This window comes from Pseudoalteromonas sp. 10-33 (assembly GCF_001469195.1).
Classification (GTDB): domain Bacteria; phylum Pseudomonadota; class Gammaproteobacteria; order Enterobacterales; family Alteromonadaceae; genus Pseudoalteromonas.
Genome location: NZ_LOFI01000008.1, coordinates 55,099 through 67,475 on the forward strand (window position 1 = coordinate 55,099; position 12,377 = coordinate 67,475).

At 40.2% G+C, this 12,377-nt stretch carries 9 protein-coding genes; 4 read left to right on the forward strand and 5 right to left on the reverse strand.

Annotated features, from left to right (window positions below; all coding sequences use genetic code 11):
- Positions 1–34 precede the first annotated feature (34 nt).
- The 4 genes from ATS76_RS07050 to ATS76_RS07065 form a co-directional block, all read right to left on the reverse strand.
- Positions 35–2,101: a hypothetical protein gene (locus ATS76_RS07050; RefSeq protein ID WP_058551594.1), complete on the reverse strand. Its 2,067-nt coding sequence runs from the start codon at positions 2,099–2,101 to the stop codon at positions 35–37.
- A 243-nt stretch (positions 2,102–2,344) separates the two neighbouring features.
- Positions 2,345–4,207 carry a 1-deoxy-D-xylulose-5-phosphate synthase gene (dxs, locus tag ATS76_RS07055; protein WP_058551595.1) on the reverse strand — a complete coding sequence of 621 codons (1,863 nt, stop codon included), beginning with the start codon at positions 4,205–4,207 and terminating at the stop codon, positions 2,345–2,347.
- Positions 4,208–4,308: 101 nt separating this feature from the next.
- Positions 4,309–5,196: a (2E,6E)-farnesyl diphosphate synthase gene (gene ispA / locus ATS76_RS07060; protein ID WP_058551596.1), complete on the reverse strand. Its 888-nt coding sequence runs from the start codon at positions 5,194–5,196 to the stop codon at positions 4,309–4,311.
- A gap of 2 nt (positions 5,197–5,198) precedes the next feature.
- Positions 5,199–5,441 (reverse strand): exodeoxyribonuclease VII small subunit, encoded by a 243-nt coding sequence (locus ATS76_RS07065; RefSeq protein ID WP_006794260.1) that lies wholly within the window; start codon positions 5,439–5,441, stop codon positions 5,199–5,201.
- Between the two features lie 295 nt (positions 5,442–5,736).
- On the opposite strand from ATS76_RS07065, the gene pomA reads away from it, so the two are divergent.
- The 3 genes from pomA (at position 5,737) to ATS76_RS07080 (ending at position 9,530) form a co-directional block, all read left to right on the forward strand.
- Complete coding sequence (pomA, locus tag ATS76_RS07070) at positions 5,737–6,504, forward strand: flagellar motor protein PomA (protein ID WP_058551597.1); 768 nt, start codon at positions 5,737–5,739, stop codon at positions 6,502–6,504.
- 2 nt (positions 6,505–6,506) lie between these two features.
- Positions 6,507–7,427, forward strand: coding sequence for a flagellar motor protein MotB (locus ATS76_RS07075; RefSeq protein ID WP_058404268.1), 921 nt, complete (start codon positions 6,507–6,509; stop codon positions 7,425–7,427).
- Between the two features lie 162 nt (positions 7,428–7,589).
- Positions 7,590–9,530 carry a DNA topoisomerase III gene (locus ATS76_RS07080; RefSeq protein WP_058551598.1) on the forward strand — a complete coding sequence of 647 codons (1,941 nt, stop codon included), beginning with the start codon at positions 7,590–7,592 and terminating at the stop codon, positions 9,528–9,530.
- Positions 9,531–9,554: 24 nt separating this feature from the next.
- Here the strand turns inward: ATS76_RS07080 and ATS76_RS07085 are convergent, their stop codons facing one another.
- The gene (locus ATS76_RS07085; RefSeq protein WP_058551599.1) at positions 9,555–10,871 is read right to left on the reverse strand and encodes a M20 metallopeptidase family protein; all 1,317 of its coding nucleotides are present in this window, start codon (positions 10,869–10,871) and stop codon (positions 9,555–9,557) included.
- Between the two features lie 112 nt (positions 10,872–10,983).
- Between ATS76_RS07085 and ATS76_RS07090 the strand changes: the two genes are divergently transcribed.
- Positions 10,984–11,841, forward strand: a complete 858-nt coding sequence (locus ATS76_RS07090) for a tetratricopeptide repeat protein (RefSeq protein WP_058551600.1) — start codon at positions 10,984–10,986, stop codon at positions 11,839–11,841.
- The last annotated feature ends 536 nt before the right edge of the window (positions 11,842–12,377 follow it).

A 12,377-nucleotide genomic window follows, 5' to 3' on the forward strand; every position in this document is an offset into this window, starting at 1 on the left:
CCAACATTGTTGATCAGGTATGGTGAGGTTAACTCTATTGATTAAGCCAAGCTGGTAATATTGCAATTGACTCAGGTGCCGTAAATGCAGTGCTCGCATCAGCGCTAACGTCGCCTCCGGTACTGCTTAAAATATTGTTAAAACGCATAACCACATTATTTGATTTTTCAGCTACGTATAAATCTGTCCCGGTATACATAATATCGACAGGGTTGCCCAGTAGGGTATTTGGACCGCTAATAGTGGTGCTTATGTTTACCAAACCCGACGCCATTGCTACGTTATTCAACACGTATATTTTGCCATCATCGGCAATTGCTGCGCTACCAACATCAGAGAGAATTAACGAGCCGCTTAGCGAGTCGTAGTCGATGCCATGTATATTGCTTGGCGCTTCTATTTCGGCTCCAGCATTTGCAGGTGTTATAAGCCTATCTTCAACGGCAATATTAGTATTACCAGCCATTAGCTTGCTTTTGACTTCGTCGAATACAGCAACGGTTCCATTTGCTAGTGCTACAAAAGCACGGTCAGTGTTTGCATCGTAATCAACATCCCAAGGGCGAGCGCCGTTTGCAAAAGTAAGGGTCATCAAAGGGGACGCATCCCCTGTAGTACACGTTGAAAATATAGAAATGCTTGGCGTATCTGCATTATTTTCTGCAACTAAAATCATACCGCTATCAGAAGCAACATCAAGACCTTTAGGAGATATAAGGCCTGTGTTCGCTCCAGTAATAATACTATCTTGGCTTGTATTATACGTTTGCCCATCTCGGTTTATTGCCACTTTATTTGAAATAACAATACCACCAATAGAAGTTGCACTGTTATCGAACGTTGTATAACTGTTTCCCGCTTTGTCGAAGGTAGTGCTTTCTATAGTTTGACTCGCGTTATAATTGCCAATTTCAGTATTAAGTTGTGAACTTAATCGACTAATTTGCCCAGTTGTTTCACCTGCAGTGCCTGGGTTACTGCTTACAGCGACCCCTAAAAGCCCCATATTAGTGGTATCACTATCTGAAATATCAGCCATTTCATTTTGCATACCCAGTTTGGTAATTGACTCAGGTTTAATAGTTGAAGTGATTAAGTCAGGAGTAATATCGCCGCTTTCACCTGAAAAAATATTGCTAAATACAAGAACAGCATCATTTGATTTTTCGGCTACACGCAAGTCACTCCCTTCAAGGCTAATATCAACCGGGTTACCAAGCATTGTTGCTGGGCCGGCAATACTGCGTGCAACGCTCACTAAGCCGTCTGCGGTTGATGCATTATTGATTACAAATAACGAACCATCGGTTGCATCTGAGGCACTGCCTACATCAGATAAAACAAGTTTATTCGTATTTGAGTCATAAACAATGCCATGAATATTTACAGATATTTGCGTACCATCATTATTGCTAGGGGTAATTGTACGACTTGGCATAGCGGCAAAGTCACCACCAACAAAATTATCGTAAACGGCTACATCACCATTTGTAAGTGCTACATAAAGACGGTCATTTGTTTCATCATAATCAACATCCCACGGTGCAGCTTCTGTTATGGTTGTGCCTAATGGCGTTGCGTTACCCGCTGCTGCAGCGCCAAAAGTAGTTACCTGCATCGCGCCAAAGTCAGCAATAAAAATAAAGCCACTTTTTTGTGCTACGGCAATTCCTTTAGGGTTTACGAGCGTAGTGTTAGCACCTGTTATTTCGCGATCAGTATTTGCATCATAGCTGCTGCCATCAGCACGGTTAGCAAGCTGACAGATAGTTTTAATACTGCCACTTTCGCTGTCGCTTGCTTGTAATAAATTACCTAAGCTATCAAAAGCAACGCCTTCGTTAGCTGTTGTGTTAAAAGTTTTTAATTTAGAAGCACTTTGGTCAATTAAATCAATGGTACCCGTGTTGGTTTCTCCATTGTTTGCCAAAATAAATGTGGCTGATGCAAAGCCTGGGTTGCCATTTTTGCCATCGGTACCATTTTTTCCATCGGTGCCTGCAATACCATCTACGCCGTTTTTACCATCGTCTGAGCTACAGCCTGTAATGCCGATTAATACTGCAAGTGTTAACGCTGAAAAACTAAGCGTATGTTTCAATGTGTTTTTTTTGCTGAATGAGTTGTTAAATTTGCTTTATTCATCATTTTTACCTTTTATATATTCCATCAAATTTAGGTAAATAACGCACTTGCTTATAAGGCAAAGACTAAGCAGCACTAATTATTTACATGTTAACCTCACAGCAATAACGGCTTAAAAGTTAAGTTGGATGCAAAAAATAATAATAAAAACGAAAAAGGAGCCAACAGGCTCCTTTTTATAAACAGTTAAAATAATTAACTAAGCAGTAAATGACCTTATTGAACTTAAAATACCTTGCTCGCCTAAGCCCATTTCATCGTGCATTTCGTCTTGCGTACCGTGCTTAATAAACTCATCAGGAATACCTAAGTTAAGTATTTTAACATTGGCCTGTTGGCTAGCTAAGTATTCGTTAACCGCAGAGCCTGCACCTCCGGCAATGGCATTATCTTCAAGAGTAACTATGGTATCGTGATTTTTAATAATGTCGTTTAGCAGTGAAGTATCAAGCGGCTTTATAAAGCGCATATTAACAAGTGTTGCATTAAGTTCAGTTGCAGCAAGTTGTGCATTTTCAAGTAATGTACCAAATGACAAAATGGCAATTTTTGAACCTTGCTTTATTGTATTTGCTTTACCAATTTCGAAAAGTTGCATATCGCTTTGAATCTCTGCCGTACCTGCACTTCCGCGAGGGTAACGAACAGCAACCGGACAATTAGCTTTGTAACCGGTGTATAACATTTGGCGGCATTCATTAGTATCGCTAGGTGCCATAATAACCATATTAGGAATACAACGCATAAAGCTTAGGTCGTATGCGCCTTGATGTGTTTCGCCATCGGCACCCACAATACCTGCTCGGTCTATGGCAAATAATACGGGTAAGTTTTGCAGTGCAACATCGTGAATTAATTGATCGTACGCGCGTTGTAAAAAGCTGGAATATATAGCAACAACAGGCTTTAAGCCTTCACAAGCAAAACCTGCGGCTAGGGTTACGGCATGTTGTTCAGCAATTGCTACGTCAAAATATTTATCAGCATGTTCTTTTGAAAAGCGCACCATGCCCGAGCCTTCACGCATGGCAGGAGTAATAGCCATTAACTTATCATCTTGCTGCGCCATGTCACACAGCCAGTCGCCAAATACTTTTGAAAAAGTAGGGGCGCCCGGTTTTGATTTAGGCAAGCTAGATGTGTTTGGATCAAACTTAGGGACGCCATGGTAACCAATAGGGTCGGCTTCAGCTGGCTTGTAACCCTTACCTTTTTGCGTTTTTATATGAAGAAGTTGTGGGCCTTTTAAATTACGCATATTACGCAATGTATCAACAAGCATGTTTACATCGTGCCCATCAATTGGGCCAATATAATTTAAGCCAAGCTCTTCAAAAAACGTACCTGGTATAACCATGCCTTTAAGGTGCTCTTCCATTCTGCTGGCAAGCTCTTTAACAGGCGGTACGCCAGACAGTAGTTTTTTACTCCCTTCGCGAATATTGGTGTAAAAGCTACCAGATAAAATACGTGCAAAATGATTGGTTAATGCGCCAACGTTTTCAGAAATCGACATTTCATTATCATTTAAAATAATAAGCATGTCTGATTTTACATCACCTAAGTGATTCATTGCTTCAAACGCCATGCCCGCAGTAATAGCGCCATCACCAATAACAGCGACAGTTTTACGGCCAGCGCCTTCTTTTTGCGCTGCAATTGACATGCCTAATGCTGCAGAAATTGATGTGCTTGAATGACCAACGCTAAATGTGTCGTAGTCACTTTCATCTCTAAACGGGAATGGGTGAAGGCCATCTTTTTGACGAATGGTGTGCATTAAATCACGCCGACCCGTTAAGATTTTATGCGGATAGGCTTGATGCCCAACATCCCATACTACACGATCTTCTGGTGTGTTATACACGTAATGAAGTGCAACTGTAAGCTCAACCGTGCCTAAACCAGACGCTAAATGACCGCTACTTTGCGATACAGAGTTAAGTAAATACTCACGTAGCTCATTGCTAAACTCGGGAAGTTTATCTTGCGCTAAGTCTCGTAATTGAGCTGGTTTGTCAACCAAGTTAAGTAATGGATACTTGCTACTATCAAGTGTCATGGCTTTTTTATATCCTTCGATCACATTCGCTTTCAAATGGGAGTGAACAACGAATGTTAAGTAATAATGTCAGTGCTATTTGCAATACGCTTAAGCTGCGACTAATGGTCACGTTCAATAAGGTAATTTGCTAGCGACGCAAGAAGCGTTGTATCTGCATCAATAAGTGCTAACGCTTCGTGGGCTTGTGTTATTAAATTTTGCGCCTTTTCTTTAGCGCCTAGCATACCTAATAACGCTGGGTATGTCGCTTTATTCGCTTTTATATCTGAGCCTTGTGGTTTACCTAATATATTGGTGTCACCTTCCACGTCTAAAATATCGTCGTGTACTTGAAATGCCAGCCCTATAGCATACCCAAAAATACTCAAGTTTTCTAAAGTTTGTTCATCTGCGTTTTCACTGCACAGCGCACCTAATGTTATAGCACAGTTAATTAGTGCACCGGTTTTTAACTTGTGGATGCGTTCAAGTTCTTGTACCGAAACAACTGTGTCAGTTGCGGCAATGTCTAAGCCTTGCCCCGCAACCATACCTTCAATACCAGATGCATGCGCAAGAGCTGCAATCATTTTTACTTGCGATTGCGCCGAGCAATTAAAGTTGTGTGTGGCTATAAGTTCAAAGGCGAGAGTTTGTAATGCATCACCGGCTAAAATAGCTTGCGCTTCGCCATACACAATATGACAAGTAGGGTAGCCGCGTCGTAAATCGTCATCATCCATAGCAGGTAGGTCGTCGTGTACTAAGGAGTAACTGTGAATGCATTCTATGGCTGCAGCCAAAACGTCTAAGTCACTTTTTTTAGCACCGAGCATTTCACCAACAGCGTACACCAAAAAAGGGCGTAGCCTTTTACCACCATTAAATAAGCTGTAATGAGTGGCTTCTTTTATGGTTTTATCGCTATCGAGCGGCTGTTCAAAGTAGCGGTTGAGTGTAGTGGCTACATCTATCTGAGCACGTTCAATATAGTCTTTTATGCTCACAACTATTCCATATCGTTATTAAAGTTTGTAAGTGCTGACTTTTCGCTATTACCCATTAAAATAGATACTTTTTGTTCTGCTTGCTGTAGTTTTTCAGATGACGCTCCAGCGAGTGCGATACCACGCTCGAACTGCTTCAATGATTGTTCAAGCGATAAATCACCTTGTTCCATTTCACTAACAATTGTTGATAATTCTTCTAGTGCTTTTTCGAAACTTAAGTTTTCAGGTTTTTTAGTCGCCATCTTTATTTCAGCTTACATAATAAATTTAGGAGCCAATTTTAGGGGGAATGCTAAACTAGGTCAAAGGATGATATGAGTTTTTTACATTTAGGACGATTAATTGCGTGTTAGATTGTGTTATTTATTAAGAAAACTCGATAATTAGGCTGTGTGCCTAACTTGATATAAAATAATAAATATAACTTTATATGTTTATTTACAAAAACGACTTAAGCAATTCAGTATGTTGCCGATAAGCAGTTAATAATAAAAAGTTTATGATAAGGCATTTAAACATGAAATCTCTGGAGGAAATGTGGATTTAGCAACCATAATAGGGATCCTAGGCGCAATTGGCTTAATTGTAATGTCTATGTTTATGAGTAGTAGCGGTGAAATGGGCATGTTTGCCGATGCGCCTTCAAGTGTAATTGTATTTGGTGGCTCGCTATTTATTGTTTTATCAAACTTCACTATGTCTCAATTTTTAGGGATAGGTAAAGTGGTTGGTAAGGCATTCATGTTCAAAATTGAATCGCCTGAAGAGTTAATTGAAAAAGCAGTAGAGCTTGCAGATTCTGCTCGTAAAGGTGGTTTTTTAGCACTCGAAGAAGCTGAAATTCCAAACCCATTTATGCGTAAAGGCGTTGACATGCTTGTTGATGGGCATGACGCTGACGTTGTGCGCGCCACACTTCAAAAAGATATTTCCCTAACCACCACCCGTCACGAGCTCGGTGCTGGCTTATTTAAATCACTTGCCGATATAGCTCCTGCAATGGGGATGATTGGTACATTGATAGGCCTAGTTGCCATGTTATCAAACATGGACGACCCTAAAGCTATCGGGCCTGCAATGGCCGTGGCACTATTGACTACTCTGTATGGTGCATTTTTAGCAAACGTTGTAGCAATACCAATTCAGGTAAAACTCGAACTGCGTAAAGACGAAGAGGCAATGAATCAGCGTTTAATTCTTGATGCTATTTTAGGGATTCAAGATGGTCAAAATCCGAAAGTGATAGAAGGTATTTTGAAAAATTACTTAGCTGAGTCTAAACGTAAAGTTGATACCGAGGAGTAACCATGTCTGATGAAGAGTGCAAATGTCCCCCCCCAGGTTTGCCTGCGTGGATGGGAACATTTGCTGATTTAATGTCGTTGTTGATGTGCTTTTTTGTACTATTATTGGCATTCTCAGAAATGGATGTACTTAAATTTAAACAAATAGCAGGCTCTATGAAGTTTGCTTTTGGTGTACAGAATAAAATTGAAGTTAAAGATATCCCAAAAGGGACATCAGTTATCGCCATGGAATTCACCCCAGGTAAACCAGAACCTACACCAATAGAAACCATTCAGCAGCAAACCGTTGAAATGACCCAGCAAATGCTAGAGTTTCAGGCCGGTGATGAAAGTTCCGCTGGCGGTAGGCAAGAGCAGCGGGGTGATAAGCGCGGTGGTGAGTCTCGAAGCACATCGCAAGAACAATCATCTGAACAAGCAACATCTGCAGCAGATCAAGAGCAAACAAATGAACTCGTTAAAAAAATAGCGCAGCAGTTAGAGAAGCAAATAATAGATGGTGCAATAGAGCTTGAGTCTTTAGGTCAGCAAATTATTATTCGAATTCGTGAGAATGGTTCGTTTCCCTCGGGCAGTGCTTTTTTACAGCCTAAGTTTAAACCCATTATTCAGGATATTGGTGTGCTTTTAAAAGACGTGCCAGGGGAAATTACTGTTTCAGGGCATACAGATGATTTCCAGGTATCGAATGAGTTATACGTTAATAACTGGGATTTGTCGTCTAAGCGCGCAGTGGCTGTTGCCAGCGAATTACAAACAGTTCAAGGATTTGATAAAACACGAATGATGGTCGTTGGCCGTGCGGAAACAAGGCCGCTAGTTCCTAACGATACCAATGAAGACAGACGCCGGAATCGCCGAGTTGAAATATCTATATTACAAGGCAAGGCAAAAGAGTCAGACCCTATTGATGTAAGATAACTCTTTTAATTATAAAGCTGGGCTTAATTAGCAGCCCAGCTTATAAGCTTTACGAGTCACTACCACCTGACACTCATTAATGCAGACAATTCATTAAAAACTCTCCCTCTTTGAAATTGCTATGCTAGACTACTGTTTATATAACCAGTTGTAGGCGAGTGTATGAAACTCTACATTGCAGAAAAACCTTCACTTGGGCGTGCAATCGCTGATGCACTTCCAAAACCACACAAAAAACACGATGGTTACATTGAGGTCGCTAATGGTGATTGTGTTTCGTGGTGTATTGGTCATTTGTTAGAACAAGCTGAGCCTGATGATTACGATGAGCGCTATAAAAAATGGCAACTAGAACATCTCCCGATAATACCGGAACAATGGCAGTTAAAGGCTAAAACAAAAACTCGCAAGCAGCTTAGCGTCTTAAAAAAGTTAATTAAACAGGCTACAACACTTATACATGCCGGTGATCCCGATCGTGAAGGGCAGTTACTTGTAGATGAAGTGATAGAGCAAGCCAAAATAAGTAAAACTAAAAAGCAAAGTATTCAGCGTCTACTTATAAGTGATTTAAACTTAGCGGCAGTTAAAAAAGCGCTTAATAGTATGCGCTCTAATAGAGAGTTTATTCCACTGAGTGTATCTGCACTTGCACGTTCTCGTGCTGATTGGCTATTTGGGATGAATCTCACTCGGGCTTATACGTTAGCTGGGCAAAAAGCAGGGTTTGGTAATGTGCTATCAGTTGGGCGCGTACAAACGCCAATTTTGGGTTTAGTAGTAAATCGCGACAATGAGATAGTTAATTTTGTATCAAAACCATTTTATGAGGTATTAGCTAGTCTAGTTACTCCTAAACAGCAGCTATTTACAGCTAAGTGGGTGCCGAGTAAAGCTTGCGAACCTTATCAAGATGAAGAAGGACGAGTGCTCAATAAAGCATTGGCTGAAAATGTGGCTTCGCGTATAACTAATCAAAAAGGAGAGGTAACAGCGCTTGAACAAAAACAAAAAAAACAAAGTGCACCTTTGCCTTATAACCTATCCGCACTACAAATAGACGCAGCTAAAGCATTTGGCATGCCTGCCCAGCAAGTGCTTGATATTTGCCAAGGATTATATGAACGTCACAAATTAATTACTTATCCTCGTTCAGACAATCGGTATTTACCAAAAGATCATCACCAAGATGCCGCCGCTATCTTTAAAGCGATAGCACAGAACAAAGGACAGCCAGTAGAATTAGTCGATGGAGCAAACGTAAAGCATAAGAGTAAATGTTTTAATGATTCTAAAGTGGCTGCTCACCACGCTATAGTACCGACGGCTAAACTTTTAAAAAGCGCATACTTGGCAAATGATGAAGCGAAAGTATACCAGTTAATATGTAGGCATTATTTAATACAGTTTTACCCAGATTATGTTTATAACGAAACTAAAGCAGAGGTAACAATTGCTGGTGGTTTATTTAAAGCCAACGCTAAACAAGAAGTCAGCTTAGGTTTTAAAGTGTTAATGGGTAAATCAGAATTAAAAGAAGAGGCAACGTTGCCTTATCTTGAAAAAGGAATGAACCTGACATGTACTCAAGGAGGTGTAATAGAAAAGCACACTTCGCCTCCAGCTCATTTTACTGATGCAACATTGTTGGCTGCGATGACGGGGATTAGCCGTTATGTAAAAGATCCACATATCAAAAAAATATTAAAAGAGACCGATGGTTTAGGTACTGAGGCTACTCGAGCTGGCATTATAGAGTTGTTATTTAAACGGCGCTTTTTAAAGCGTGAAGGCAAAACAATTAAAGCTACAGAGACAGGTCTTGCATTAATTAGTGTTTTGCCTGAAGGTTTAGCAAGTCCTGACTTAACGGCAAAATGGGAGTCAAGCCTAGGTGATATTGCACAACAATCCTTGAGTTATCAGCAGTTTTTACAACCTCTACTTGCTGATCTTACTAATTTTGTGGATCAGGCCGCCAACTGTGACAGCAGGGTATTTGCCAAGCTGCCTAAAACGCCTGCCAAAAAGCGCTTTGCAAAGCGCGCTAAAAAAGCACCTTTTAAAAAATCAGGCTACAAAAAAAGCCCTGTAACAAATTGACCGCAGGGCTTGCTTATTTAGAAGTCATTCATTTTTATTAAATAACGCAACCGCAGCGTTACTCATGGCTTTAATTCCAGTAGGAAGCGCCACTTTATAATCTGGTGCAAACTTACTTGAGTGCAATGATGGAAGTGTTTCGTTGTTTTTTATTGCTTTTGCGTATTGCTGTTGATTAACGCCGCCTAGCCAAAATAATGTAATAGGGATGTTTTCGTCTGTACGGCCATAAAGGCCAAAGTCCTCTCCTGCCATTACTGCTTGTGTTTCAAGTACGTTTGTATCGCCTATGGCATTTTTAATAGCACCTCGTACTATATTAGTTTGTGCAGGGTTATTATAAGTCGATGGAATTGATTCATCTTCATGAACTACAACAGCAGGATAGTCAGATTCTTCAAGCCCTGCACTTTGAGCAATTCCTCGGGTTATTCGTTTAATTGCAGCAATTTGCGCATTACGTACATCTGGGTTGTAGCTTCGCAGTGTAAGTTGCAGTTTCACTTCATCAGAAATAACATTATGTTTAGAACCACCATGTATAGAGCCAACTGTTATAACGGATGGTTCAAGAGGAGAAAGCTCGCGACTAGTAATCGTTTGCAAAGCCAGTACTGTACGAGCAGCTATGACTACCGGGTCAATAGTGGTGTGAGGGTATGCACCATGGCCGCCTTTACCTTTTATATTAATATCAACAGAATCCACACTTGCCATGGTATATTCGTTTTTCATGGTAACTTTACCAGCTGGCACGCTAGCACTTACATGTAGGGCAATAATGTGGTCAGGCTTGGCATATTTACTAAATAACCCCTCACTTAGCATTGCTTTAGCTCCGCCTCCAACCTCTTCTGCAGGTTGTGCAACCATCATTAGTGTACCTTTCCATTTACTTTTATGTGCAATGAGTTGCTCAGCAGTACCTATAAACGAGCTCATATGAATGTCATGACCACAACCATGCATAACGCCAACGTTTGCACCATGCTCGTCAATTACTTTTACAGTTGAAGCGTAGAGTTTATTTGTTTGCTCGGTAATAGGTAAACCGTCCGTATCAGTGCGTATCATAACTGTTGGGCCATTGCCGTTTTTGTAAATACCAACAACGCCATATCCACCTACATTATCTGTAACCTCGAATCCGAGATTGCTTAGCTTGGCGGCTATTTTTTTACCTGTGTTCTTTTCGCTATATGAGAGTTCCGGCGATTGATGTAAATCAAGGTAAAGCTTTTCAATACTAGGCATTGTTTTGCTTAGGTCTAAGTCGAGCCCTTTAGCCTGTAGAAGCGGAGCTGCAAATAAAAGCGCAGCGCTAAGGTAAGATAGTTTCATGATTTGCCTCATTAATTGATTATGTACGCCGAGTGATTTAGTTATACGACTTGTATTTATTATGTTTATCACCATATAAAACCTTAAATAGATCAGTATGGCAATCAATTCAATGAGCAATATAGTAAGTATTAATGCACAAAACCTTCAGCAAGTCCTTGGAGAAACATCACAACAAAAATTAGTATTACTTAACTTTTTCTCACCTCAAAGTCCTGATTGTATCGGGCAGGCTGCAATTTTAGATAAAATAGCGGCTGAATATACAAGCCATATAGTAATAGCGAATTTAGATTGTGATGCAGAGCAAGCATTAGCTTCACAATTAGCACAACAAGTTGGCTTACAAACATTGCCAACACTTGTGCTTTTAAAAGACTCAGCCCCTGTAGATTTGCTTGCCGGTACTCAAACTGAATCACAAATACGCGAAGCCTTATCTAAACATCTACCCGCTCAACAGGATTTATTATTAGAGCAAGCTAAACAGGCTTTATTGAAGTCTGACCTCAATGCAGCGTTTAATTATGCAAAGCAAGCATACGAAATAGATAATACTAATGTACGTATTAAATTAGTACTTGCAGATATTTGTATTCAAATTCACAAGTTAGATGAGGCTCAAGCATTAATAGAAACAATTGACTCGCAAGATCAAGATGCATACTTTAATAACATAAAATCAAAGTGCGAAGCAGCACTAGATGCAAAAGATTCACCAGAGATACAATTAAAGCAGCAGCAAGTAGATAAGTACCCAAACGATCTCGAACTTAAGGAAGAACTCAGTACTTTATTGAATGAAGCAGGAAGAAAAGAAGAAGCATTAGAGGTACTATTTACCGTATTACAAAAGGACCTCAATTATAATGAAGCTAAACCAAGCTTTTTAGCCATTATAGCTTCGTTACCAGATGGAGATGCACTCGCAGCTAAATACCGTAGAAAGCTATACAGCATTTTATATTAAAAGCCGATTATAGGTACGGCCAAATAGAAGCACCTTCATAAGAGGTGCTTTTTTATTGGTAGCTATTAATTGGCAAACAGAGAGTTTATGCCCAAAAAGCAAAGTTATGCACAGGGTTTTGTGGGTAACTTGTGTTTAGGGTGTGCGCTTGCTTGGGGTGTAATTTAAATAAGTTTTTTAGTAAAAAAAGGCTTGCGTTAAATTCGCGGCTCCCTATAATGCGACCCCACTGAGACGGCAGAGCAGGCAACGCTTAGCGAGGCAAGCAAACCACTTAGTGAGTCGAGTAAAACTTAGGTTTAGATTTTTATAAAGTTTAAAATTAAGTGTTGACAAAAACACAGGAAAGCGTAAGATTCGCTTCCCTTGAGTCGCTAAGGCAACTCAAACGTTCTTTAACAATATAAAGCAATCATCTGTGTGGGCACTCGTACAGATTGAGTTCTAACAGCCAAGCTACTTAGGTAGTGAGGCAAACAAATTAGAGTCTCAATTGAAACTGAGTGACCAACAGAATAATTACTTAGGTAGTTATT